Source organism: Streptomyces sp. CB01249 (genome assembly GCF_001905735.1).
GTDB lineage: Bacteria > Actinomycetota > Actinomycetes > Streptomycetales > Streptomycetaceae > Streptomyces.
Map to the genome: position 1 here is coordinate 41837 of NZ_LISW01000001.1, position 25898 is coordinate 67734.

Genomic DNA, 25898 nt, shown 5'->3' on the forward strand with positions numbered 1-25898 from the left:
CGGTACGGCGGGCTCCGTCAGTGGTGAAGGATCTTCGACAGGAAGTCCTTGGCCCGGTCACTGCGCGGGTTGCTGAAGAACTGGTCGGGCGTGGCCTCTTCGACGATCTTTCCGTCCGCCATGAAGACGACCCGGTTCGCCGCCGAGCGCGCGAAGCCCATCTCGTGGGTGACGACGACCATCGTCATGCCCTCGCGGGCGAGCTGCTGCATGACCTCCAGCACCTCGTTGATCATCTCCGGGTCGAGAGCCGAGGTCGGCTCGTCGAAGAGCATGACCTTCGGGTCCATCGCCAGGGCCCGGGCGATCGCGACGCGCTGCTGCTGGCCGCCGGAGAGCTGGGAGGGGTACTTGTCGGCCTGCGTACCGACGCCCACCCGGTCGAGCAGCGAACGCGCCTTGTCCTCGGCCGCCTTCTTGTCCGTCTTGCGGACCTTCAGCTGCCCGAGCATCACGTTCTCGAGGACCGTCTTGTGGGCGAAGAGATTGAACGACTGGAAGACCATGCCGACATCGGCACGCAGCCGCGCCAGCTCCTTGCCCTCCGCGGGCAACGGCTTCCCGTCGATCGTGATCGCGCCCGAGTCGATCGTCTCCAAGCGGTTGATCGTGCGGCACAGCGTGGACTTACCGGACCCGGACGGCCCGATGACGACCACGACCTCGCCGCGGGCGATCGTCAGGTCGATGTCCTGGAGCACATGCAGCGCGCCGAAGTGCTTGTTGACGTTGCTCAGGACAACCAGATCGCCGGCGGGCGCGGGTGCAGCGTCCTCGGCGCCCTTGGTCACTGAAACTCCGCTCATCGGCTTCTTGCTCCGTCCTCCTCGGTTGGGAAGGACCCTAGTGACGCAGTGCTACGAGCGTCATTACATCTGAGCGGAAATTGAGCATAACGATCCGGCGGCAACCGGACACTCCGTGTGAACGGGACGTCACGCCGCTCGTACCGGCCGTACCGGGTGCATAACGGAAACCCGGATACAACGGGCAAGCCCTTGACTGTCCACCGCGCATCGGCGTGGATTCCCTGGTACACCCCTACGTGGAACGCCCCGGAACGGGGAAGTGTCCGGGGGCGTACGCGACCGTACGGACCGACCACCGACACACACCACCGCCAGAGGGGGGCCATGAGACTGCTGCTCGTCGAGGACGACAACCACGTCGCCGCCGCCCTGTCCGCGATCCTCGCCCGGCACGGCTTCCAGGTCGTCCACGCCCGCAGCGGTGACGAGGCCCTGCAGGCGCTCCTGCCCACCGACACCGAGCCCTTCGGCGTCGTGCTCCTCGACCTCGGCCTTCCCGACCAGGACGGCTACGAGGTGTGCGGCAAGATCCGCAAGCGCAGTTCCGTGCCGGTGATCATGGTCACCGCCCGCGCGGACGTACGCTCCCGCATCCACGGACTCAACCTCGGCGCCGACGACTACGTGACCAAGCCGTACGACACCGGGGAGCTGCTGGCCCGTATCCACGCCGTCAGCCGGCGGAAGGCGAGCAACGAGGACACCGTGTCCACGCCCCTCGCGGCGCTGCGCCTGGGGCACGTCAGCATCGAGCTGCCCACCCGCCGGGTCAGCGTCGACGGCACGGAGGTGCAGCTCACCCGCAAGGAGTTCGACCTGCTCGCGCTCCTCGCCCAGCGCCCCGGAGTGGTCTTCCGCCGCGAACAGATCATCAGCGAGGTGTGGCGCACCAGCTGGGAGGGAACGGGCCGCACGCTGGAGGTGCACGTCGCCTCGCTCCGGTCCAAGCTGCGGCTGCCCGCCCTGATCGAGACGGTGCGCGGGGTCGGCTACCGCCTCGTCTCCCCGTCCGCGTAAAGGCGTACGTCCCCGGTGCGTACCCGGCTGCTCCCGCTGCTCATCGTCCTGATGGCGAGTGTCCTGCTCGCCCTCGGGTTCCCGCTCGCCGTCAGCGTGGCCGCCGCCGAACAGCAGCGCGTCGTGATCGACCGCATCGACGACACGGCACGCTTCGCCGCACTCGCCCAGTTCATCACCGAGCGCACCAGCGGCTACGACGAACGGCGCCGTACCCTCCAGACCGAGTTGGAAACGTACAACTCGGTGTACGGGATCCGCGCCGGTGTCTTCTACCGCGACGACTCCGCCATGGCGAAGGCCCCGGACGCGTGGCGGCTGCCCGTCGAGGGGGAGGGGCGTGCCGCCTTCAGCGAGGCGCTGCTCGGCCGTCGCAGCCACGACCCGCCGCAGGTCTGGCCCTGGCAGAACGGGCGCGTGGTCGTCGCCTCGCCCGTCGTACGCGACGGAGACGTCATCGCCGTCGTCGTCATCGACTCGCCCACCGGCCAGATGCGCGGCGACACGATCCGCGGCTGGCTGCTCATCGCGGCGGGCGAGGCGGTCGCGATGCTGGTCGCCGTCGGCGCCGCGATCCGGCTCACCGGCTGGGTCCTGCTGCCCGTCAAGACCCTGGACGCCGCGGCCCACGACATCGCCAGCGGCCGGATGCGCTCCCGGGTCGCCGCATCCGGCGGGCCCCCGGAACTCAGGCGGCTGGCCCGCTCGTTCAACGAGATGGCCGACAACGTCGAGGACGTCCTGGAGCAGCAGCGCGCGTTCGTCGCCGACGCCTCCCACCAGTTGCGCAACCCACTGGCCGCCCTGCTGCTGCGCATCGAACTGCTCGCACTCGAACTGCCGGAGGGCAACGAGGAGATCGCCTCCGTGCGCACCGAGGGCCGCCGCCTCGGCCAGGTCCTGGACGACCTGCTCGACCTCGCGCTCGCCGAGCACGCCGAGAGCGACCTCCAGCTCACGGACATCGGCGCCCTCACCGCCGAACGCGTCGCGTCCTGGCGGCCGGTGGCCGAGGAGAAGGGGGTACGGCTCCGAGCCGACGGACCGCCCGCCGTCACGGCCTGGGCGGACCCCATCGCCCTGTCCAGCGCGCTCGACGCCATCATCGACAACGCCCTCAAATTCACGCCCGCCGACGAGGAGGTCCGCGTCACCGTCGCCTCCGGCAGCCAGGACGTCACGGTGGCCGTCGCCGACGGCGGGCCCGGCCTCACCGACCAGGAGCTGGAACGGGTCGGCGACCGCTTCTGGCGCAGCTCCCAGCACCAGAACGTGCAGGGCTCGGGCCTCGGCCTCTCCATCTCGCAGGCGCTCCTCGCGGCGGGCGGCGGCTCACTCTCGTACGCGCGCAAGGAGCCGTACGGCCTCAGCGTGACGGTCTCCGTGCCGCGCCACGACCCCAAGGGCTGAGGAGCGGGTGCGCTACGGCTTGACCGAGCGGTAGTAGCGCTTCGCCCCTTCGTGCAGCGGGAGCGGATCCGTGTAGATGGCCGTCCGCAGGTCCACCAGCTGCGCCGCGTGCACCTCGCGCCCGATGCGGTCGCGGCTGTCGATCACGGTCCGCGTGAACGCCTCGGTCATCGCCGCGTCCGTGCGGTCCGTGGTGACCAGCACGTTGGCGACCGCCACCGTGGGCACGGCCTGGCCCTGCTGCGCGTTGCGATACGCGTCGGCGGGCATCACGGCCGACCGGTAGTAGCGGGTGGAGCCGCCCGCCGCCTGGAGCTGCTTGATCAGCGGCTCCTCCAGCGGGACCAGCCGGATCGCGAACCGCTCCGACAGATCGGTCACCGCCGTCGTGGGCAGCCCGCCCGACCAGAAGAACGCGTCGATCCTGCCTTCCTCCAGCAGCTTCGGCATCGTGTCGATGCCCACCGGCAACGGCGTCACGTCGTTGACCGGATCGAGACCGGCGGCCGTCATCAGCCGGTCCGCGACCAGCTTCACCCCGGACCCCGCCTGCCCCACCGCGACCGTACGGCCGCGCAGATCCGCCACGCTGTCGATGTCCGAGTCCCGCTTCACGACCAGCTGTATGTAGTCGTCGTACAGCCGGACACAGCCGCGCAGCCGCTCGTAGCCGGGCTTCCGGGCGCGCAGATAGGTGGCGACGGCATCGGTGGTGGCGATGGTGAAGTCCGCCTTGCCCGCCGCGACCCTGGCCAGGTTCTGCTGCGAGCCCTCGCTGGTCTGGAGCTTTATCGACACATCGGGCAGATCCTTGGCCAGGGCTCCCTTCAGCCGCTCCCCGTAGCGCTGGTAGACGCCGCTGCGCACCCCCGTACTGAACGACAGGGTGCCGGTGGGCGCCGGGTCGCCCAGCGGGAGCAGCCACCAGAGCAGCAGTCCGAGCACGACGGCGAGGGCGGCGCCCGCCCGCAGGGAGCGACGCCGGCCGATTCGGGACAGGGCCGGGAACATGGCGGCGATCCTGCCAGGTCATTCCCGGCCGTGGCCAGGGGCGTCGTCGGATCACCCGCCCGAGGCGGAGGGAGCCCGGACACCACCTACCCTTGTCACATGAGCAGCGGCAACCGGAGCGAAGCAGTGGACGTCAGAAAAAGCTATGAGGTGCGCACCTACGGGTGCCAGATGAACGTCCACGACTCCGAGCGCTTGTCGGGGCTCCTGGAGGACGCCGGCTACGTGCGCGCGCCCGAGGGATCCGACGGCGACGCCGACGTCGTCGTCTTCAACACCTGCGCGGTCCGTGAGAACGCCGACAACAAGCTCTACGGCAACCTCGGCCGGCTCGCCCCGATGAAGACCAAGCGCCCCGGCATGCAGATCGCCGTCGGCGGCTGCCTCGCCCAGAAGGACCGGGACACCATCGTCCAGCGGGCGCCCTGGGTCGACGTCGTCTTCGGCACGCACAACATCGGCAAGCTCCCCGTACTGCTGGAGCGCGCCCGCGTCCAGGAGGAGGCGCAGGTCGAGATCGCCGAATCCCTGGAAGCCTTCCCCTCCACGCTGCCCACCCGCCGCGAGTCCGCGTACGCCGCCTGGGTCTCCATCTCCGTGGGCTGCAACAACACCTGCACGTTCTGCATCGTTCCGGCCCTGCGCGGCAAGGAGAAGGACCGCCGCACCGGCGACATCCTCGCCGAGATCGAGGCCCTGGTCGCCGAGGGCGTCTCCGAGATCACCCTGCTCGGCCAGAACGTCAACGCGTACGGCTCCGACATCGGCGACCGCGAGGCGTTCTCCAAGCTGCTGCGCGCCTGCGGGAAGATCGAGGGCCTGGAACGCGTCCGCTTCACCTCGCCGCACCCGCGCGACTTCACCGACGACGTCATCGCCGCCATGGCCGAGACGCCGAACGTGATGCCGCAGCTGCACATGCCGATGCAGTCCGGTTCGGACCGGGTCCTCAAGGCGATGCGCCGCTCCTACCGGCAGGAACGCTTCCTCGGGATCATCGAGAAGGTGCGGGCCGCGATGCCCGACGCCGCGATCTCCACCGACATCATCGTGGGCTTCCCCGGCGAGACCGAGGAGGACTTCGAGCAGACGATGCACGCGGTCCGCGAGGCGCGCTTCGCGAACGCCTTCACCTTCCAGTACTCCAAGCGGCCCGGCACCCCCGCCGCCGACATGGACGGCCAGATCCCCAAGGAGGTCGTCCAGGAACGCTACATGCGCCTCTCCGCCCTCCAGGAGGACATCTCCTGGGAGGAGAACAAGAAGCAGGTCGGCCGCACCCTTGACGTCATGGTCGCCGAGGGCGAGGGCCGCAAGGACGGCGCCACCCACCGGCTGTCCGGCCGCGCCCCCGACAACCGCCTCGTCCACTTCACCAAGCCGGACCAGGATGTCCGCCCCGGCGACGTGGTGACCGTCGAGATCAGCTACGCCGCCCCGCACCACCTGCTCGCCGAGGGCGCCCCGCTCGGGGTGCGCAGGACCCGCTCCGGCGACGCCTGGGAGAAGCGGAACGCCGCCGCGGCCGCCAAGCCGGCCGGCGTCATGCTGGGCCTGCCCGGCATCGGAGCCCCGGCGCCGCTGCCCGCGACGGCGGCCCCTGGCTGCGGCTGCGACTGAGGCCCCGGGCTGCGGCTGCGGCCGAGGTGAGGCGCAGTACGCTGCCGACCATGCTTGTCGCCGCCGCTGTCTGCCCCTGTCCGCCGCTGCTCGTCCCCGACGTGGCCGCCGGTGCCGCACCCGAGCTGGACGCCGCCCGGACGGCGTGCACCGACGCCCTGGGCGTCCTCGCCGCCTCCCGGCCCGACCTGCTCGTGGTGATCGGCCCGGCCGGGCCCGACGGGCGCGGCAGCCACCCCGAGGGCGCCGTCGGCGGCTTCCGGGAATTCGGCGTCGACCGGGAGGTCCGGCTCGGCCGGGACCGGGGAACGCGCGACGCCCGCCCCCTCCCGCCCTCGCTCGCGGTGGGCGCCTGGCTCCTCGCCCGTACGGGAGGGGCCGACGCCCCCGTCGAGGGCCTGGGCGTCGGGGAGCCGCTGGAGACCGCGCGCTGTACGGAGACCGGGCGGGAGCTGGCCCGCCGGGCGGACCGGGTCGCCCTGCTGGTGATGGGCGACGGCAGCGCCTGCCGCACGGTGAAGGCCCCCGGCTATCTGGACGAGCGCGCGGCGGCGTTCGACGCGGAGGCCGCGCGGGCCCTGGGCGCCGCCGACACGAAGGCGCTGACCGCGCTGGACGAGGCACTCGCGTACGAGCTCAAGGCCGCGGGGCGCGCGCCCTGGCAGGTACTGGCGGGCGCGGCCGAGGGGGCCGGTCTGGCCGGCCGGCTGCTGTACGAGGACGCGCCGTACGGCGTGGGCTATCTGGTCGCCACCTGGTCCTGACGGACACGTGAGGGCCCCGGAGCGGTGCTCGCTCCGGGGCCCTCACGCATTCCGCCGTCAGGCTGCCGGCGGGGGCGTCGGAGGCGTGCCGCCGTCCTTGTTCGCCAGCTTGTCCACCGCGTCCTTGGCCTTCTGCCGACCCGTCACGATCTTGTCGCTGTACTTGCCCTTGGTCTTCTCGTCCACCGTCCGGGCCGCCTTCTCGAGCCCTTGGTCGATCTTGTCCCCGTGCTGCTGCGCGAGGTCGCTGACCTTCTCCTTGGCCGGGGCCAGCTTCGCCTTCACATTGTCCATGAAGCCCATCGGGCACCTTCTCCGCTCGGAAACTGTGAGAAATAACCCATATGTACAACCACTGTACGGGGAAGACCGCACTGTCGCGTCACCTTCCCCGCCCGGGCTTCCCTCATTCGGGATACGCGGCGCAGGTTTGAGGGAGACTGAGCCGGTGACAAGCTCAGCTCCCGCACCTCGGGTCATCACCGTCGTCGGTCCCACCGCAGCAGGTAAGTCCGACCTGGGGGTGTACCTCGCCCAGCAGCTCGGCGGCGAAGTCATCAACGCCGACTCCATGCAGCTCTACCGGGGGATGGACATCGGCACCGCCAAGCTGACGCTCGCCGAGCGCGCCGCCGTACCGCACCGGCTGCTGGACATCTGGGACGTCACCGAGACCGCCAGCGTCGCCGAGTACCAGCGCCTCGCCCGCGCCGAGATCGACCGGCTCCTCGCCGAGGACCGCACCCCGATCCTGGTCGGCGGCTCCGGCCTGTACGTGAAGGGCGCGATCGACGCCCTGGAGTTCCCCGGCACGGACCCCGGCGTCCGGGCCGCGCTGGAGGCGGAGCTGGACGCACACGGCTCCGGAGCACTGCACGCCCGGCTCGCCGCCGCCGACCCCGAGGCCGGCCGCGCGATCCTCCCGAGCAACGGCCGCCGCATCGTCCGCGCCCTGGAGGTCATCGAGATCACCGGCAAGCCGTTCACCGCGAACCTCCCCGGCGACGACGCGGTATACGACGCCGTCCAGATCGGCGTCGACGTGGAGCGCCCCGAACTCGACGAGCGCATCGCCCTGCGCGTCGACCGGATGTGGGACGCGGGCCTCGTGGACGAGGTGCGCGCCCTGGAGGCGCAAGGGCTGCGCGAGGGGCGTACCGCCTCGCGGGCCCTCGGCTACCAGCAGGTGCTGTCCGCGCTCGCCGGCGAGTGCACCGAGGACCAGGCGCGCGCCGAAACCGTGCGCGCCACCAAACGCTTCGCGCGCCGTCAGGACTCCTGGTTCCGCCGCGACCCGCGCGTCCAATGGCTCAGTGGTGCCGTGCAGCACCGCGGGGAACTCCCCAGCCAGGCGCTGGCGTTGGTCGAACGAGCGGTTACAGCCTGATCACGTGATGGCATCGGGACGCTCCGCCCGTCATTTCGGCGACCGCGGCCGTGCCATCATCGAGCATCGATCGACTGAGTCCGAGTTGGGAGGGCGCGTGGCGATGGAGGCCGGCCCTCGCGACACGGAACAAGACGCACCGGAACACGGCGCACCGGGCGCCGGGCACGAGGCGGACAGCCTCAGCCCGGACGGGCCCGACGAGCTCGACGTGACCCCCGAGGTCGAGGTCGAGCTGCGGCCCACCCGACGGCTGCGCATCTGGCAGCTCGCGCCCATCGTCATGCTCGCCGCGGTGGGCTCACTGATGTTCGCCTTCCCGCTGGCCTTCGAGTTCGGTGACGGCGGCGCGGTCGTCGCCATGCTGGGCCTCCTGATCAGCTGCTGCGCCGCCGGGTGGTCCATGATGGCCGCCCGTCGCGTCGGCTACGCCTGGCCCGGACTGCCCTCGCGAGGCTCCGCGCAGCGCCCGGACTGGCGCGTGATCGCGCTCTACGCCGGGGTCTGCGCGGTGCTCGTCGCGCTCGCCGTCTGGCGCGTGGCCCGGCTGCGCTGACCTGCCGGGACGCGGGGCCGGAGACACCGGCCCGGAGAGCGCCCCATGCCCCTGTCCGCGCAGCGGACCGTTTTCCGGCTGTCCGTGCCGCCTCGTACAGTTGTCCCGTGACCACCTCGCAGATCGCCTTCCTCAAGGGCCACGGCACCGAGAACGACTTCGTGATCGTTCCCGACCCGGACAACGCCCTCGACCTGCCCGCCTCCGTCGTCGCCCGGCTCTGCGACCGCCGCGCGGGCATCGGCGGCGACGGCCTGCTGCACGTCGTGCGCTCCGTCGCGCACCCCGAGGCCAAGGCGATGGCCGAGGACGCCGAGTGGTTCATGGACTACCGCAACTCCGACGGCTCGGTCGCCGAGATGTGCGGCAACGGCGTACGGGTCTTCGCCCGCTACCTCCAGCGCGCCGGCCTCGTCGAGCCGGGCGACCTCGCCGTCGCCACCCGGGGCGGCGTCAAGAAGGTCCACCTCGCCAAGAACGGCGACGTCACCGTCTCCATGGGGCGCGCCCTGCTCCCCGCCGACGGCGTCACCGTCACCGTGGGCGGCCGGGCCTGGGACGCCCGCAACGTCAACATGGGCAATCCGCACGCCGTCGCCTTCGTGGACGACCTGGCCCACGCCGGTGATCTGCTCACCGAGCCGGCCTTCGCCCCGGCCGCCGTCTACCCCGAGGGCGTCAACATCGAGTTCGTCGTGGACCGGGGCCCCCGCCACGTCGCCATGCGGGTGCACGAGCGCGGCTCCGGCGAGACCCGATCCTGCGGCACCGGCGCCTGCGCGGTGGCCGTCGCGGCCGCCCGCCGGGACCAGGCCGACCCCGCGCGGACCGGCGAGCCCGTCACGTACACCGTCGACCTCCCCGGCGGCAGCCTCGCCATCACGGAGCACCCGGACGGCGGGATCGACATGACCGGACCGGCCGTCATCGTCGCCGAGGGCATGATCGATCCGGCCTGGCTCGAAACGCCGAACGACTGACGCTTCGCTCGAATGGGTGATCCGTTTCACGCTGGGCGAGAGCGGGACTCCGCCACGTGGTGGGCTCGGTAGCATCAAGCACCGGCCCGGAGGCGCGCCGCGCCTCCCCACCGCCGGTCGACGTCGCCGGAGGTGCCCCCATGAGTGCAGAGGCCACCAGCCCAGGTGCTCCCATCCGCAGGCGGGGCCGTCCCCGGATCGACCTCCGCAGGCTCGGCAGAGCCGCGCTCTTCGGTCCGGTCTCCCGCGACCGGCTCCCCGACGCCATCGCGCATGTCGCCGAGGTGCACCGGGTCCATCATCCCGACGCCGACCTCTCGGTCCTGCAGCGGGCCTATCTGCTCGCCGAGACCTCGCACCGGGGGCAGATGCGCAAGAGCGGTGAGCCCTTCATCACCCATCCGCTCGCCGTCACCCTGATCCTCGCCGAGCTGGGCGCCGAGACGACCACGCTGACCGCGTCCCTGCTCCACGACACCGTCGAGGACACCGAGGTGACCCTCGACCAGGTGCGGGAGGAGTTCGGCGAGGAGGTCTGCTACCTCGTGGACGGCGTCACCAAACTCGAAAAGGTCGACTACGGGGCAGCCGCCGAACCCGAGACCTTCCGCAAGATGCTCGTGGCCACCGGGGACGACGTCCGCGTCATGTCGATCAAGCTCGCCGACCGGCTGCACAACATGCGCACCCTCGGCGTGATGCGCCCCGAGAAGCAGGCCAGGATCGCCAAGGTCACCCGCGACGTGCTGATCCCGCTCGCCGAACGGCTCGGCGTCCAGGCGCTCAAGACCGAGCTGGAGGACCTGGTCTTCGCCATCCTCCACCCCGAGGAGTACGCCCGCACCGACGCGCTGATCACCGAGGCGGCCGACGGCCCCGACCCGCTCGGCGCCACCGCGGGGAACGTGGCCTCGGTGCTCCGCGAGGCCGGCATCTCCGCGGAGGTCCTGGTCAGGCCCCGCCACTTCGTCTCCGTCCACCGCGTCCGCATCAAACGCGGCGAACTGCGCGGCAGCGACTTCGGACGGGTCCTCGTGCTCGTCGGTGAGGACGCCGACTGCTACGCCGTCCTCGGCGAGCTGCACACCTGCTTCACCCCGGTGATCTCCGAATTCAAGGACTTCATCGCCGCCCCCAAGTTCAACCTGTACCAGTCGCTGCACACCGCGGTCGTCGGTCCGGACGGCGAGGTCGCCGAGATCCTCATCCGCACGCACCGCATGCACAAGGTCGCCGAGGCCGGCGTCGTCGCCCTCGGCAATCCGTACGCCTCCGAGGGCGCCCCCCAGACCGCCGAACCGGCCGACGGCGAACGCGCCGACCCCACCCGCCCCGGCTGGCTCTCCCGCCTCCTCCAGTGGCAGCAGTCCGCGCCCGACCCCGACACCTTCTGGACCACCCTGCGCGCCGACCTCGCCCAGGACCGCGAGATCACCGTCTTCCGCACGGACGGCGGCACACTCGGCCTGCCCGCCGGCGCCAGCTGTGTCGACGCGGCCTACGCCCAGCACGGCGACGCCGCCCACGCCTGTATCGGGGCCCGGGTGAACGGCCGGCTGGCCACCCTGAGTACGGTGCTCAAGGACGGCGACACCGTGCAGCCGCTGCTGGGGGAGGACGCCGCCTCCGGCCCCTCGCCGGACTGGCTCGACCACACGCGCACCCCCGCCGCCCGCATCGCCATCACCGGCTGGCTCGACGCCCACCCGCAGACGGCGGAGACCGGCCGGCCCGGTGTGCCGGCCGACCCCGGCCCGCAGCCCGTCCCGCCCCCGGCGCCCCGGACCGCCCGCGCCCGCACCGCGACCGCCGTGACCGAGCGGCCGGACGCCGCGGTACGGCTCGCCGGCTGCTGTACGCCCGTGCCCCCCGACGAGGTCACCGGCATCCCCGTACGCGGCGGCGCCGCCGTCACCGTGCACCGGCTGGAGTGCCCCGCTGTGGCCCGCATGGAGGCGGTCGGGCGGACACCGGTCGCGGTGAGCTGGGGCGACGAGCAGGCATGCCGGGTGACCCTGGTCGCTGAATCGTTCGGCCGCCCCCGGCTGCTCGCCGACCTCACCGAGGCGATCGCAGGGGCCGACGCCGCGGTGATCTCCGCGACCGTCGAACCGCCGACCGAGCAGCGCGTCCGGCACACCTACACGCTGCGGCTCCCGGACGCGGCCGGTCTGCCCGCGCTGATGCGCGCCATGCGCGAGGTGCCCGGCGTGTACGACGTGAGCCGCGCGCAGCATCCGGCCGGGGCGCTCTGAGGGACCGGGCGGTCAGCCGCGTTCTCCTGGGCACCGGACCGTCAACCGCGTTCTCATTCGGGTGGCGCGGCGCGCGCCGCGCCCGTCCGGCGGGGCGGCGCTGATAGCCGTAGTGCATGCCGTTCCTCTCCCGCCGCTCGCGGGCCGCCCTGCTGGCCGCCGCGTCGGCCGCCCTCGTCGCCGCCACCCTGCCCGCGGACCCGGTGCCCCTCGGCATCGGTGACCCGCTCTTCCCGCACCTCGGCAACCCCGGCTACGACGTCCTCGCGTACGACATCGGCCTCACCTACAAGGGCCGCAACGACGAGCCGCTGGACGCCGTCACCACCATCGACGCGCGAACGACCGAGCCGCTGGACCGGATCAACCTCGACTTCACCCGGGGCACCGTGCGCTCCGTCGCCGTCAACGCGCTGCGCGCCGGATTCGAGACCGCGGGCGAGGACCTCGTCGTACGGCCGGCGGGCCGCATCCCGGCCGGAGTGCCCCTGCGCATCACCGTCCGCCACACCAGCGACCCCACCGGCGAACAGGACAGCGGCGGCTGGGTGCGCACGGCCGACGGGCTCGCGATGGCCAACCAGGCGGATGCCGGACACCGGGTCTTCCCGAGCAACGACCACCCCGCCGACAAGGCGTACTTCACCTTCCGCGTCACCGCGCCGAACGACCTGACCGTCGTCGCCAACGGCGTCCCCACCGGCCGCAGCCGCAACGGCGACAGCACCACCTGGACCTATCGCACCGAGCACCCCATGGCGACCGAACTGGCCCAGGTCAGCATCGGCGACTCGACCGTGGTGCGGCGGACCGGACCGCACGGACTGCCCGTACGCGACGTCGTACCGACCGCCGACCGCGACCGCGTGGAGACCTGGCTGAAGAGGACCCCCGCCCAGCTGGAGTGGATGGAGAAGCAGGTCGGCCGCTACCCGTTCGAGAACTACGGAGTCCTCGTCGCCGACACCGAGACCGGGTTCGAGCTGGAGACCCAGACCCTGTCCCTCTTCGAGAAGCGCCTGTTCACCGACACGCGCTTCCCCGCCTGGTACGTCGAGTCGGTCATGGTCCACGAACTCGCCCACCAGTGGTTCGGCGACAGCGTCTCCCCGCAGTCCTGGTCCGACCTCTGGCTGAACGAGGGGCACGCCACCTGGTACGAGGCGCGGTACACCGAGGACCACATGGACGCCCCGCTGGAGGCACGCATGCGGAACGCCTACATCCGCTCGGACACCTGGCGCGCCGCCGGAGGCCCGCCCGCCCGGCCCGCGGCCCCGAAGCCCGGCCAGAAGATCAGCCTGTTCCGGCCCGTCGTCTACGACGGCAGCGCCCTCGTCCTGTACGCGCTGCGCCAGGAGATCGGGCACGACGCCTTCGGCCGGCTGGAACGGCTCTGGGTCCACAAGCACCGCGACTCCAACGCCGCCACGGCCGACTTCGTCCGGCTCGCCTCGCAGGTGGCGGGACGCGATCTGACCGCCTTCTTCGACGGCTGGCTGTACGGGGCGAAGACACCGCCCATGCCGGGGCACCCGGACTGGCGGAGCACCGCGCCGGCCGCCTCGTAAACCGGGGTGACGCCCCGCGCCCGCCGTGCCACTATCGACGGGTCGCCGAGGCGGCCGGAGCGGAGCACTTCCCCCTCGGGAATCTTCCGCACAGGTCACGCGTTGTGACTGATGCAACCACTTCTATCGACGTAAGGATCCAATGACCTCCTCTTCTTCCCTTCCCCAGGACGCGCAGAACGCGCAGAGTGCCACGGAGAACGCGACCGAGAGCCTCACCGAGGGCCTGCGGGCCGACGCCCTGATGGAAGAGGACGTCGCCTGGAGCTTCGAGATCGACGGAGAGCGGGACGGCGACCAGCTGGATCGTTCCGAGCGTGCCGCGCTTCGGCGTGTGGCGGGCCTCTCCACCGAGCTCGAGGACGTCACCGAGGTCGAGTACCGACAGCTCCGCCTGGAGCGCGTCGTGCTCGTCGGTGTCTGGACCTCGGGCACCGTGCAGGACGCGGAGAATTCGCTCGCCGAGTTGGCGGCCCTCGCCGAGACGGCGGGCGCCCAGGTGCTCGACGCCGTCTTCCAGCGCCGTGACAAGCCCGACCCGGCCACGTACATCGGTTCCGGCAAGGCGCGCGAACTGCGTGACGTCGTCGTGGAGACCGGAGCCGACACCGTCGTCTGCGACGGTGAGCTCTCCCCGGGCCAGCTGATCCATCTGGAAGACGTCGTCAAGGTCAAGGTGGTCGACCGGACCGCCCTGATCCTCGACATCTTCGCCCAGCACGCCAAGTCCCGAGAGGGCAAGGCGCAGGTCTCCCTGGCGCAGATGCAGTACATGCTGCCCAGGCTCCGCGGCTGGGGTCAGTCGCTGTCCCGTCAGATGGGTGGTGGCGGTACCAGCGGCGGTGGCGGCATGGCGACCCGTGGTCCCGGTGAGACCAAGATCGAGACCGACCGGCGCCGTATCCGCGAGAAGATGGCGAAGATGCGCCGGGAGATCGCGGAGATGAAGACTGGCCGCGACCTCAAGCGCCAGGAACGCCGGCGCAACAAGGTTCCCTCGGTCGCCATCGCCGGATACACCAACGCCGGCAAGTCCTCGCTGCTCAACCGCCTGACCGGGGCGGGAGTGCTGGTGGAGAACGCCCTGTTCGCCACCCTCGACCCGACTGTGCGCCGGGCCGAGACGCCGAGCGGCCGGGTCTACACGCTCGCCGACACCGTCGGGTTCGTACGGCATCTGCCGCACCACCTGGTCGAGGCGTTCCGCTCCACCATGGAGGAGGTCGGCGACTCCGATCTCATCCTGCACGTGGTGGACGGCGCGCACCCGGTGCCGGAGGAGCAGCTCGCCGCGGTGCGCGAGGTGATCCGCGAGGTCGGCGCGACGGACGTGCCCGAGATCGTCGTGATCAACAAGGCGGACGCGGCGGACCCGCTGGTCCTCCAGCGCCTCCTGCGCAACGAGAAGCACGCCATCGCGGTCTCCGCCCGCACCGGAGCCGGCATCGACGAGCTGCTCGCGCTGATCGACAGCGAGCTGCCCCGTCCGTCGGTCGCGGTCGAGGCACTCGTGCCGTACACCCAGGGCGGACTCGTCTCCCGGGTGCACGCCGAGGGCGAAGTGGTCTCCGAGGAGCACACCTCGGAGGGCACGCTGATCAAGGCGCGGGTCAACGAGGAGCTGGCCGCCGAGCTCGCCTCGTTCATCCCCGCCGTGCACTGAGCCGTACCGCACCCGGAACGACCGGAAGGCCCGTCCCCTCGCGAGGGGACGGGCCTTCCGGCCTTCGTGCGGACGGCGTCGCTACTGGGCTCCGTACTTCTCGCTCATCATCGTGAAGATCTGCTCGGCGCCCTCACCGAGGTGCGGTCCCGCCAGCCAGCCCGAGGTGACCGGGCCGATGGACGTGTTCGAGACCAGCGCCAGCTTCCCGTCGCTGCCCTCGCTGAACCATCCGCCACCGGACGAACCACCGGTCATCGAGCAGCCGATGCGGTACATCGTGGGCGTGGCGGGGCTGATCGAGAGCCGGCCCGGACGGTCGACGCACTTGTGCATGATCAGACCGTCGTACGGCGGGGCCGCCGGGTAGCCCCAGGCGCCCATCGCGCTGATCTGCGAAATCTCGGGGGCGTCGAAGTTCACCGCGAGGGCGTTGCCCACCGTCTCCTCGAGGGACTTGGTGCCCTGCTCCGGCTTCACGTGCAGCACCGCGTAGTCGTACGGCGCGCCCTCGCCGCCGGTCGGCCCGCCGTCCTTGATCCACTCGCCGGAGGTGCTGGCCCAGTCGGCCCAGTACGCGCCGTACGGGGCGATCTCCTGCGGCTGCGCGTTCTGCAGCGCCGCGGGGCTCTTGCCCTGGTCGTTGTACGCGGGCACGAAGACGATGTTGCGGTACCAGCCACCGGCGGATCCGGCGTGCACACAGTGCCCGGCGGTCCACACCAGGTTGGACTTCCCCGGGTGCTTCGGGTCCTTGACGACCGTGCCCGAGCAGACCATGTGGCCCTTGGGGGAGTCGAAGAAGACCTTCCCGACCGGGGCCGCGTAGTTGTGGTACGGCGTCTTCTCGCGCTCGGCGGTGACCGGCCGGGGCTCCGGGTCGGAGACGCCCTGGTCACCGGAGAGGTCACCGGCGGCCATGGTCTTGGCCGGGTCCTTCGCGGACTTCATCCGGTCGGGCTTCCACAGCCCCTCGATGACCGGGTTGACGAAGTCCTTGGCCTCACGCAGCCACTTGTCCTTGTCCCAGTTCTTCCACTCGCCGTCGCGCCACTTGTCCGGGTCGATCCCGTGCTTCTTGAGTTTGTCGGCCAGCCCGGCGGGAAGGCCGCTACCCTCATCGGTGCCACCTGAGGCCGAGGCCGAGGCGGTGGCGGCCGGCTTGTCGGCGCCCTCGTCCTCGGTGGGGCCGCAGGCCGTGGCTGTCAGCGCGAGCGCGGCGACCAGACCGGTCGCGGCGAGCAGCGGACGTATGGATCGCATGAAAAGAATTCCCCCTGAAATCTGCACACTTGCTGTCTGCGTGCCAGGGGCCTCCGGTGCGGACTCCGCCGCTCCGGAGGCCCCTGGGCTTCCGTCGTACACACCCGTGCGGGCGCGGTCCTGCCTGTTACTTGTCCGCGTACTTGTCGCTGACCGCGTCGTAGACGCCCTTGGCCTCCGGGCCGAGGCGCGGACCGGCGAGCCAGCCCGCCGTCACCGGGCCGATGGAGGTGTTCGAGACCAGTGCGGGCTTGCCGTCCTGGCCCTTGGCGACCCAGCCGCCGCCGGACGAACCGCCGGTCATCGAGCAGCCGATGCGGTACATCGTCGGGTCGTCCTGCGCGAGCGACAGACGGCCCGGCTTGTCCTTGCACTGGAACATCTTCTGGCCGTCGTACGGCGCCGCGGCCGGGAAACCGGTGGCCGTCATGTCGGTGATCTTGGGCACCGCCGGGGCGTTGAACTCGACCGGAAGGGCAGAACCGACCGTCTCCTCCAGGGACTTGCCGCTCGAACCCTCCTCGGGCGTGACGTGCAGCACGGCGAAGTCGTACGGGGCGCCGAGGCCGCCGACCGAGGCACCCTGGTCGATCCACTGCTGGGAGGTCTGCGCCCAGGTGCCCCACCAGATGCCGTAGGGGGCGACCTTCTCCTTCGGCGGGTTGTTCCGCAGCTCGGCCGTCGACAGACCGCTGTTGTTGTACGAGGGCACGAAGGCGATGTTGCGGTACCAGCCGCCCTTCTTGCCCGCGTGCACACAGTGGCCGGCGGTCCACACCATGTTGGACTTGCCGGGGTGCGCCGGGTCCTTCACCACGGTCGCCGAGCAGACCATCGAGCCCTCGGGGCCGTCGAAGAACAGCTTGCCCGACTCCGGCGCGTTGTCGTGGTACTGCGTCTGCACGCCAACGGCGCGGACCGGCACGGGAGTCGGGTCCGTCACGCCCTCGTCGCCCGAGATGTCGTTGTCGACCGGCTTCTCCGGCGGCTTGTCGGCGTCCTGCATGCGGTCCGGGTCCCAGAGGCCCGCGATGATCGGGTTGATGTAGTCCTGGGCCTCACGCAGCCACTTGTCCTTGTCCCAGTTCTTCCACTCCCCGCCCTTCCACTTGTCGATGTCGATCCCGTGTTCCTTGAGCCGGTCCTTCAGATCGTCCGGTATGGCGATCTTGCCGTCCGACGTCGCACCGGCCGAGGCGCTGCTGCTCGGCTCGGACTTCGCGTCGTCCTCGGTCGGCCCGCAGGCGGTGGCCGTGAGCGCGAGGACCGCGGTGACCGCGGCCGTGACGAGCACGGGGGAGGAGGCGCGACGCGCACTCCTGCCGCCACGTGCGGAGCTTCCTGGTCGAACGAGACGCATCTGCTGATCCCCCTGGGACTTCGTAACTCAACGCTTCCGTACTGCACTTGTGTCCGGCGCGCCGCATGGTCCGCCGAACGGGCAGGGAGCAGCGCGGTCTTCGGGACGTGCCCGAGCCCGGCGCGGCCCCCACTATGCCGGTGCCGCTGTCGGCGGTGCGCGGCAGGGTTGCGCTCCGCAAGGATCTTCGGATTTACCCGTGATCCTTCGCCCCCTCGGTCGTTGGTACGCGTGGGGGGCACGGAGACAGCGTTCACCCTCGCAGGCCGTCCTTGCGGAATCGTACTGACGTGCAACGCAACTGTTACAGCGGGAGGATCAAGAGCCGTGGCCGTGACCGAACCAGCTCCGGCGCCACCCCTGGCGGCCCACGAAGGCATCCTGCGCCGCCAGTCCCTGCGTGAATCGGCCGCCCGTACCTACGCCAGGTCGCTGCCGATCGTGCCGGTGCGGGCGCGGGGGCTGACCATCGAGGGCGCGGACGGGCGGCGGTATCTCGACTGCCTCTCCGGGGCGGGGACGCTGGCCCTCGGCCACAACCACCCGGTCGTCCTGGAGGCGATCAAGAAGGTCCTCGACTCGGGCGCTCCGCTGCACGTCCTCGACCTGGCCACCCCGGTCAAGGACGCCTTCGTCACGGAGCTGTTCAGCACCCTGCCGCGGGAGTTCGCCGACAACGCCCGGGTCCAGTTCTGCGGACCCGCCGGTACGGACGCGGTCGAAGCGGCGTTCAAGCTGGTCCGCGCCGCCACCGGCCGCAGCGGCCTGCTGGCCTTCACCGGCGCCTACCACGGCATGACGGCGGGCGCCCTCGCGGCTTCCGGCGGCGCCGAGGACGTACGGGTGACCAGGCTGCCCTTCCCGCAGGACTACCGCTGCCCCTTCGGCATCGGCGGCGAGGCCGGCGCGCGGACCGCCGCCCACTGGACCGAGAACCTGCTGGACGACCCCAAGAGCGGGACGCCCGCGCCCGCCGGAATGATCCTCGAACCGGTCCAGGGTGAGGGCGGGGTCAACCCCGCGCCCGATGGCTGGATGCGACGGATGCGCGAGATCACCGAGACCCGGTCCATCCCCCTCATCGCCGACGAGGTCCAGACCGGCGTCGGCCGGACCGGCGCCTTCTGGGCCGTCGAGCACAGCGGCATCGTGCCCGACGTCATGGTGCTGTCCAAGGCCATCGGTGGCTCCCTCCCGCTCGCCGTGATCGTCTACCGCTCCGAGCTCGACACCTGGCAGCCCGGCGCCCACGCAGGCACCTTCCGCGGCAACCAGCTCGCCATGGCGGCCGGCACGGCCACCCTCGCGTACGTCCGCGAGAACGGCCTCGCGGAACGGGCCGGGGTCCTCGGCGCCCGCATGCTGGCGAGCCTCAGGTCGCTCGCCGCCGACCACCCGTGCGTCGGCGACGTCCGGGGGAGGGGCCTGATGATCGGCGTCGAGATCGTGGACCCCGAGGCCCGCCCGCAGGGCACCGGCACCGAGCCGCCCCCGGACCCGGTCCTCGCCGCCACCGTCCAGCAGGAGTGCCTGAGCCGCGGGCTCATCGTCGAACTCGGCGGCCGGTACTCCACCGTCGTACGCCTGCTGCCGCCCCTCACGCTCACCGACGAACAGGCGACAGCGGTGGTCGACCGCCTCGCCGACGCCCTGGCAGCGGCGGAGCGCTCACCGCACCGCCGCCTGCCGACCGGATCGCTCCGCTGACCACGGACACCAGCACAGGAAGACCGCCGTGAACCCCACCCCCGCGCCCGAGGCCGACGGCCCTCCCCCCAGCCACCTCCCCGAGTCGGACGCCCCCGGCGGGCTCGCCGTCGAGGCGACGACCGTGCCGCGCCAGAAGGAGACCCCCCACGACCTGTGGCGCGCCTCGCGGCCCGCCGACCCCCTCGACCATCCCGACCCGCTCCGCGCCGCCGACGCGGCCGGCGTCGAGAACCTGCTGCGCTGCTGGGTCCGCGAGAACGACCTGCCCCAGCCCGCCGGGGAGACCCTGCGCATCCCGCTCCCCGCGAGCGGCACCGCCCTGCTCGTCCCCGTCCGCCACTGGTCCGCCACCGGCTGGCACCGCTTCGGGCCCCCCACCCTGGAGCAGGCACCCGCCGCCGCGCCCACCGCCGACGCGGTCACCGTGGCCGCCCTGCTCGGCCGGGAGGCCGCACACCACGACGGCGCCGACATGGCCGGCCGGGTCGCCGACTCGGTACGGCGCACCGCCTCGTTCATCGAGGAGCGCCGCCGTCGGCCCGCCGCGCCCGACGAGGCGGACCTCTTCCTCACCGCGGAACAGTCCCTCCTCCTCGGCCACCCCCTGCATCCCTCGCCCAAGAGCAGGGAAGGGCTCACCGACGCCGAGGCACGCCTCTACTCACCCGAGCTGCACGGCTCCTTCCCGCTCCACTGGATGGCCGCCGACCGCTCCGTGCTGGCCACCGACTCCGCCTGGACCGACCAGGGCCGCCCCGTGCCCGCCGCCGACCTCGTCGCCCGGCACGCCCCGGGCCTGGCCCTCCCCGAACACACCGCGCCGATTCCCCTCCACCCCTGGCAGGCCCGCGAACTGCGGAGCCGCCCCGAGGTCGCCGCCCTGCTCGACGCCGGACTCCTGCACGACCTCGGCCCGTACGGCGCCCCCTGGCACCCCACCTCCTCGGTGCGCACCGTGCACCGGCCGGGGACCGACCTGATGCTGAAGCTCTCCCTCGGCGTCCGGATCACCAACTCCCGCCGGGAGAACCTCCGCAAGGAGCTCCACCGGGGCGTCGAGGTCCACCGGCTGCTCCGTACCGGACTCGCCCGCGAGTGGCACGCGGCGCACCCCGGCTTCGACATCGTGCGCGACCCCGCCTGGCTCGCCGTCGACACCCCGGACGGCGCGCCCGTGCAGGGCCTCGACGTCATGCTCCGGCACAACCCCTTCAGCCGGGAGGACGACGCCGTCTGCATCGCCGGGCTCACCGCTCCCCGCCCCTGGCCGGGCCGGACCGGGCTGCACTCGCGCCTCGCCGACGTGGTCCACCGCCTCGCCGCGGACACCGGGCGGACGACGACCGCGGTGGCCGCCGAGTGGTTCCTGCGCTACCTGGAGCGCGTCGTCCACCCGGTGCTGTGGCTCGACGCCCACGCCGGGGTCGCGCTCGAAGCCCACCAGCAGAACACCCTCGTCCTGCTGGACGCCGACGGCTGGCCCACCGGCGGCCGTTACCGTGACAATCAGGGCTACTACTTCCGGGAATCGCACCGCGCCGCGCTCGACCACAGGCTCCCCGGCATCGGATCGGTCAGCGACACCTTCGTCTCCGACGCCGTCACCGACGAACGCTTCGCGTACTACCTCGGCATCAACAACGTGTTCGGACTGATCGGGGCGTTCGGCTCCCAGGGGCTCGCCGACGAGCAGATGCTCATCGACGCCTTCCGGCGCTTTCTGAAGTCGGCGGGCGAACTGGGTTCGCCGTTCCCCGCCCACCTGCTGGAAAACCCGCGCCTGCGCTGCAAGGCGAACATGCTGACCCGCCTGCACGGACTCGATGAACTGGTCGGCCCCGTCGACACCCAGTCCGTCTACGTCACCCTCACCAACCCCCTGCACGGCTGAGGGCCGGGGCCGAAGAACCGATCGCCGAGAGCACCGCCGTGAGCTGAGAGAGGAGCGCCACCCGTGTCTCCCCCCGACGCGCCCGCCGGTCCCGTCCTCCGGGCGGAATGGCCCCCCGTCCCCACACCGGCCGGGGAGTTCCAGCTCGTCCCCGTCCGCCCGGAGCGCGATCTTCCGGCCCTCACCCGCTGGATGAACGACCCCGTCGTCGCCGCCTTCTGGGAGCTGGCCGGCGACGAGAGCGTCACCGCCCGGCACCTCGCCCCCCAGCTCGCCGACGGCAGCCACAGCACGCCGTGCCTCGGGGTGCTGTCGGACGAGCCCATGAGCTACTGGGAGCTGTACCGCGCCGACCTCGACCCGCTCGCCCGCCACTACCCGGCCCGGCCGTACGACATGGGCGTCCACCTCCTCATCGGTGAGGGCCGCCACCGGGGCCGGGGCACCGGCACGGTGCTGCTGCGCGCCGTGGCCGGCCTCGTGCTCGACCACGTCCCCATCTGCACCCGGGTCGTGGCCGAGCCCGACGTCCGTAACGCCCCGTCCGTCTCCGCGTTCCTGAGCGCCGGATTCCGCCTCTCCGCCGAGATCGAACTCCCGGAGAAGCGGGCCGCGCTGATGGTCCGCGACCGAACCCACCGCACCCGGCCATGAACGCATCCCCGACCCGTCCGCACCGCTCGAACCCCATCGGTTCCCACCCGAGGAGTCCCCGTGCCCACATACCCCGCGCACCACGACGCAACGGAGCCGCCCGCACTGCTCACCACCCCGGAGCTCAACCGGGACGCCTGGGACCGGGCCGCCTCCCGGATGCTCGCGAAGATGCTCGGTGAATTCGCCTACGAGGAAGTCATCGAGCCGGCTCCGCGAACCGCCGGCGGCAGCACGTACACCCTCCCGCTGGACGACGGCGGCAGCCTCTCCTTCACCGCCCGGCGCGGCGTGTACGGGAGCTGGCGCGTCGATCCCGGATCGATCCGTGCGCAGGGCCCCGACCCCGAGGCGGGCAGCGTGCCCTTCCGCGATCCGCTGCTGTTCGTGACCCGGGCCCGCCGCCTCCTCGGCCTCGACGGCGCCACGCTCGGCCACCTCCTCCGCGAGCTGACGACCACGCTCGCCGCGGACGCCCGCCTCGACCACACCGCCCTCACCGCCGCCGAACTCGCCGGTCTCGGCTACGCGGAGCTGGAGGGCCACCAGACCGGCCACCCCTGGATCGTCGCCAACAAGGGCCGGCTCGGCTTCTCCGCCACCGACGCCGCCCGCTACACGCCGGAGGCCCGCGAGCCCGTCCGGCTGCCCTGGCTCGCCGTCTCCCACCGGATCGCCGAGTACCGGGGCGTGCCCGCCCTCTCCACCCCGGACACGCTCTACACGCAGGAGCTCGACCCGGCCGTCCGCGCCTCCTTCGCCGACAGCCTGCGCGCACGCGGCCTGGACCCGGACGGCTATCACTACCTGCCGGTCCATCCCTGGCAGTGGGACGAGTGGATCGTGCCCCTGTTCGCACCGGCCATCGCCGCCGGAGACATCGTGCCCCTGCCCGCCGACCCGGACGTACGACTGCCGCAGCAGTCCATCCGCACCTTCGCCAACCTCGCGCGGCCCGACCGCCACACGGTCAAGCTGCCGCTGTCGGTCCTCAACACCCTGGTCTGGCGCGGGCTGCCCACCGAGCGCACCATCGCCGCCCCCGCCGTCACCGGCTGGGTGCTGGGGCTGCGCGACAACGACCCGTTCCTGCGCGACACCTGCGGTGTGATCCTCCTCGGCGAGGTCGCCTCGGTCACCGTCGAGCACCCGCTTTACGACCACCTCCCCGAGGCGCCGTACCAGTTCAAGGAGATCCTCGGGGCGATCTGGCGCGAGCCGCTGCCGCCGCGCCTGGCACCGGGGGAGCGGGCCCGTACCCTCGCCTCCCTGCTCCACACCGACCCGGAGGGCCGCGCCTTCACCGCAGAGCTGGTCGAACGCTCCGGACTGGCGCCCACCGTCTGGCTGACCCGCCTCTTCGCCGCCCTGCTGCCGCCGCTGCTGCACTTCCTCTACCGCTACGGCCTTGTCTTCTCGCCCCACGGCGAGAACGCGATCGTGGTCTTCGACGAGCAGGACGTGCCCGTGCGCCTCGCGATCAAGGACTTCGTGGACGACGTCAACGTGAGCGCGCAGCCGCTGCCCGAGCACGACACCATGCCGCCGGACGTGCGCCGCGTCCTGCTGACCGAGGAACCGGCGTTCCTCACCCAGTTCATCCACTCCGGGCTCTTCACCGGGGTCTTCAGGTTTCTCTCCCCGCTCTGCGAGGAACAGCTCGGCGTCCCCGAGGGCGAATTCTGGTCACTCGTCCGGGCGGAGATCCTGCGCTACCACGCCCGCTTCCCCGAGCTGAAGGAGCGGTTCGAGATGTTCGACATGCTCACCCCGCGCATCGACCGCCTCTGTCTGAACCGGAACCGCCTGCATCTGGACGGCTACCGCGACCGGCCCGTACGCCCGCACGCGGCGGTCCACGGCAGCGTGGCCAACCCGCTCCACCTCTCCGAGTGAGGCCGGGAGTGCCCGTCGATGTCAGCGGCGCCCCGTAGGCTGGCCGGGCTATGACGAAGCCATCCCTCCCCGAGCTCCTGCACGCCGCCGTGACCGCCGTCGGCGGTACGGAGAGGCCAGGCCAGGCCGCCATGGCCGCCGCCGTCGCCGAGGCCGTAGACGACCAATCCCACCTGCTCGTCCAGGCCGGCACGGGAACGGGCAAGTCGCTCGGCTACCTGGTGCCGGCCCTGGCGCACGGCGAGCGCGTCGTCGTGGCCACGGCGACGCTGGCCCTCCAGCGCCAGCTCGTGGAGCGCGATCTGCCGCGTACGGTCGACGCGCTGCATCCGCTGCTGCGCCGCCGCCCCCAGTTCGCCATGCTCAAGGGCCGGTCGAACTACCTCTGCCTGCACCGGCTCCACGAGGGCGTGCCGCAGGACGAGGAGGAGGGGCTGTTCGACCAGTTCGAGGCGGCCGCCCCGTCGAGCAAGCTCGGCCAGGACCTGCTGCGCATGCGCGACTGGGCCGACGAGACGGAGACGGGCGACCGGGACGACCTCACGCCCGGTGTCTCGGACCGCGCCTGGGCGCAGATCTCGGTCTCCTCGCGGGAGTGCCTGGGCGCGAGCAAGTGCGCGTACGGGGCGGAGTGCTTCGCCGAGCAGGCCAGGGAGCGGGCCAAGCTCGCCGATGTGGTCGTCACCAACCACGCGCTGCTGGCGATCGACGCCATCGAGGGCGCCCCGGTGCTCCCGCAGCACGAGGTGCTGATCGTGGACGAGGCCCACGAGCTGGTCTCCCGGGTCACCGGTGTCGCCACCGGCGAGCTCACCCCCGGCCAGGTCAACCGCGCGGTGCGCCGCGCCTCGAAGCTGGTCAACGAGAAGGCGGCCGACGCGCTGCTGACCGCCTCCGAGGGCTTCGAGCGGGTCATGGAGCTGGCGCTGCCCGGGCGCCTGGAGGAGGTCCCGGAGGACCTGGGGTACGCGCTGATGGCCCTGCGGGACGCCGCGCGTACGGTGATCTCCGCGATCGGCGCCACGCGGGACAAGTCCGTCCAGGACGAGGACGCGGTCCGCAAGCAGGCGCTGGCCTCGGTGGAGTCCATCCACGCCGTCGCCGAGCGCATCACGCAGGGCTCCGAGTACGACGTCGTCTGGTACGAGCGCCACGACCGGTTCGGCGCCTCGGTGCGGGTCGCCCCGCTCTCCGTCTCCGGGCTGCTGCGCGAGAAGCTGTTCGCCGAGCGCTCCGTCGTGCTCACCTCCGCCACCCTCAAGCTGGGCGGCGACTTCAACGGGGTGGGCGCCTCCCTGGGGCTCGCCCCGGAGGGCACGGCCGGTGAGGACGTCCCCCAGTGGAAGGGGCTGGACGTCGGCTCGCCCTTCGACTACCCGAAGCAGGGGATCCTGTACGTCGCGCGGCATCTGGCGACCCCCGGCCGCGAGGGCTCCCGCACGGACATGCTGGACGAGCTGTCCGAGCTCATCGAGGCGGCCGGCGGGCGCACGCTGGGGCTGTTCTCCTCCATGCGGGCGGCCAAGGCGGCCGCCGAGGAACTGCGTGAACGGCTGGACAAGCCGATCCTGCTCCAGGGCGAGGAGACGCTGGGCGAGCTGATCAAGAATTTCGCCGCCGACCCGGAGACCTGCCTCTTCGGCACGCTGTCGCTGTGGCAGGGCGTGGACGTGCCGGGGGCGAGCTGTCAGCTCGTGATCATGGACCGGATCCCGTTCCCCCGGCCCGACGACCCGCTGATGAGCGCGCGCCAGAAGGCGGTGGAGGAGGCCGGGGGCAACGGCTTCATGGCGGTGGCGGCCACGCATGCCGCGCTGCTGATGGCTCAGGGCGCCGGCCGTCTCGTCCGGGCCACGGGGGACAAGGGGGTCGTCGCGGTGCTCGATCCGCGTCTGGCCAACGCGCGCTACGGCAGCTATCTGCGGGCCTCGCTGCCCGATTTCTGGTACACCACCGACCGTAACCAGGCCCGCCGCTCGCTCGCCGCGATCGACGCGGCGGCCAAGGCGGACGGGCGGTAGCCCCTCGGGGGCGTACACGAGAAGGTGCCCCTGGACCGGCGCGAAGCCGGTCCAGGGGCA

20 protein-coding genes are annotated in these 25898 nt (G+C 71.9%); 15 read left to right on the forward strand and 5 right to left on the reverse strand.

Translation table 11 applies throughout. The annotated features are described in order from the left end of the window. Positions 1-17: 17 nt before the first annotated feature. Positions 18-806 (reverse strand): amino acid ABC transporter ATP-binding protein, encoded by a 789-nt coding sequence (locus AMK18_RS00175; RefSeq protein ID WP_026171813.1) that lies wholly within the window; start codon positions 804-806, stop codon positions 18-20. Between the two features lie 327 nt (positions 807-1133). Here AMK18_RS00175 and AMK18_RS00180 point away from each other — a divergent pair, with 327 nt between their 5' ends. Continuing rightward, a complete protein-coding gene (locus AMK18_RS00180) occupies positions 1134-1826 on the forward strand; it encodes a response regulator transcription factor (protein WP_018105309.1) in 693 nt (230 codons plus the stop codon). Between the two features lie 15 nt (positions 1827-1841). Beyond that, positions 1842-3236 carry a sensor histidine kinase gene (locus tag AMK18_RS00185; RefSeq protein ID WP_018105310.1) on the forward strand — a complete coding sequence of 465 codons (1395 nt, stop codon included), beginning with the start codon at positions 1842-1844 and terminating at the stop codon, positions 3234-3236. A gap of 12 nt (positions 3237-3248) precedes the next feature. On the opposite strand, the gene AMK18_RS00190 is transcribed toward AMK18_RS00185, so the two are convergent. After that, on the reverse strand, positions 3249-4247 hold the full coding sequence (locus AMK18_RS00190; RefSeq protein WP_073861178.1) for a TAXI family TRAP transporter solute-binding subunit: 999 nt from the start codon (positions 4245-4247) through the stop codon (positions 3249-3251). Positions 4248-4346: 99 nt separating this feature from the next. Here AMK18_RS00190 and miaB point away from each other — a divergent pair, with 99 nt between their 5' ends. Further along, positions 4347-5867 (forward strand): tRNA (N6-isopentenyl adenosine(37)-C2)-methylthiotransferase MiaB, encoded by a 1521-nt coding sequence (miaB, locus tag AMK18_RS00195; protein ID WP_198956919.1) that lies wholly within the window; start codon positions 4347-4349, stop codon positions 5865-5867. A 50-nt stretch (positions 5868-5917) separates the two neighbouring features. Further along, on the forward strand, positions 5918-6631 hold the full coding sequence (locus AMK18_RS00200) for a class III extradiol dioxygenase subunit B-like domain-containing protein (RefSeq protein ID WP_073861179.1): 714 nt from the start codon (positions 5918-5920) through the stop codon (positions 6629-6631). A gap of 57 nt (positions 6632-6688) precedes the next feature. Here the strand turns inward: AMK18_RS00200 and AMK18_RS00205 are convergent, their stop codons facing one another. Further along, entirely contained in the window at positions 6689-6934 is a 246-nt protein-coding gene (locus AMK18_RS00205; RefSeq protein WP_018105314.1) for an antitoxin, read from the reverse strand. A gap of 145 nt (positions 6935-7079) precedes the next feature. On the opposite strand from AMK18_RS00205, the gene miaA reads away from it, so the two are divergent. The 6 genes from miaA to hflX all read left to right on the forward strand — a co-directional run bounded on the left by miaA (position 7080) and on the right by hflX (position 15043). Beyond that, positions 7080-8018: a tRNA (adenosine(37)-N6)-dimethylallyltransferase MiaA gene (gene miaA / locus AMK18_RS00210; RefSeq protein WP_026171815.1), complete on the forward strand. Its 939-nt coding sequence runs from the start codon at positions 7080-7082 to the stop codon at positions 8016-8018. Between the two features lie 103 nt (positions 8019-8121). Next, positions 8122-8574 carry a hypothetical protein gene (locus AMK18_RS00215; protein ID WP_018105316.1) on the forward strand — a complete coding sequence of 151 codons (453 nt, stop codon included), beginning with the start codon at positions 8122-8124 and terminating at the stop codon, positions 8572-8574. A gap of 107 nt (positions 8575-8681) precedes the next feature. Beyond that, on the forward strand, positions 8682-9554 hold the full coding sequence (dapF, locus tag AMK18_RS00220) for a diaminopimelate epimerase (RefSeq protein WP_073861180.1): 873 nt from the start codon (positions 8682-8684) through the stop codon (positions 9552-9554). A 140-nt stretch (positions 9555-9694) separates the two neighbouring features. After that, positions 9695-11809, forward strand: a complete 2115-nt coding sequence (locus AMK18_RS00225) for a RelA/SpoT family protein (RefSeq protein ID WP_073861181.1) — start codon at positions 9695-9697, stop codon at positions 11807-11809. Between the two features lie 116 nt (positions 11810-11925). Next, positions 11926-13380: a M1 family metallopeptidase gene (locus tag AMK18_RS00230; RefSeq protein ID WP_073861182.1), complete on the forward strand. Its 1455-nt coding sequence runs from the start codon at positions 11926-11928 to the stop codon at positions 13378-13380. Between the two features lie 142 nt (positions 13381-13522). After that, entirely contained in the window at positions 13523-15043 is a 1521-nt protein-coding gene (gene hflX / locus AMK18_RS00235; RefSeq protein WP_073861183.1) for a GTPase HflX, read from the forward strand. Between the two features lie 81 nt (positions 15044-15124). On the opposite strand, the gene AMK18_RS00240 is transcribed toward hflX, so the two are convergent. Both AMK18_RS00240 and AMK18_RS00245 read right to left on the reverse strand, forming a co-directional pair. Next, on the reverse strand, positions 15125-16306 hold the full coding sequence (locus AMK18_RS00240; protein ID WP_018105321.1) for a trypsin-like serine peptidase: 1182 nt from the start codon (positions 16304-16306) through the stop codon (positions 15125-15127). Between the two features lie 127 nt (positions 16307-16433). Next, entirely contained in the window at positions 16434-17666 is a 1233-nt protein-coding gene (locus AMK18_RS00245; RefSeq protein WP_202535032.1) for a trypsin-like serine peptidase, read from the reverse strand. 327 nt (positions 17667-17993) lie between these two features. Between AMK18_RS00245 and AMK18_RS00250 the strand changes: the two genes are divergently transcribed. The 5 genes from AMK18_RS00250 (at position 17994) to AMK18_RS00270 (ending at position 25838) form a co-directional block, all read left to right on the forward strand. Then, positions 17994-19373, forward strand: a complete 1380-nt coding sequence (locus AMK18_RS00250; protein ID WP_073861184.1) for a diaminobutyrate--2-oxoglutarate transaminase family protein — start codon at positions 17994-17996, stop codon at positions 19371-19373. A 28-nt stretch (positions 19374-19401) separates the two neighbouring features. Then, positions 19402-21267: an IucA/IucC family protein gene (locus tag AMK18_RS00255; protein ID WP_073861185.1), complete on the forward strand. Its 1866-nt coding sequence runs from the start codon at positions 19402-19404 to the stop codon at positions 21265-21267. Positions 21268-21330: 63 nt separating this feature from the next. Beyond that, positions 21331-21921: a GNAT family N-acetyltransferase gene (locus AMK18_RS00260; RefSeq protein ID WP_073861186.1), complete on the forward strand. Its 591-nt coding sequence runs from the start codon at positions 21331-21333 to the stop codon at positions 21919-21921. A gap of 60 nt (positions 21922-21981) precedes the next feature. Continuing rightward, on the forward strand, positions 21982-23817 hold the full coding sequence (locus AMK18_RS00265; protein WP_073861187.1) for an IucA/IucC family protein: 1836 nt from the start codon (positions 21982-21984) through the stop codon (positions 23815-23817). Positions 23818-23867: 50 nt separating this feature from the next. Further along, positions 23868-25838, forward strand: coding sequence for an ATP-dependent DNA helicase (locus AMK18_RS00270; RefSeq protein WP_018105327.1), 1971 nt, complete (start codon positions 23868-23870; stop codon positions 25836-25838). Positions 25839-25898 lie beyond the last annotated feature (60 nt).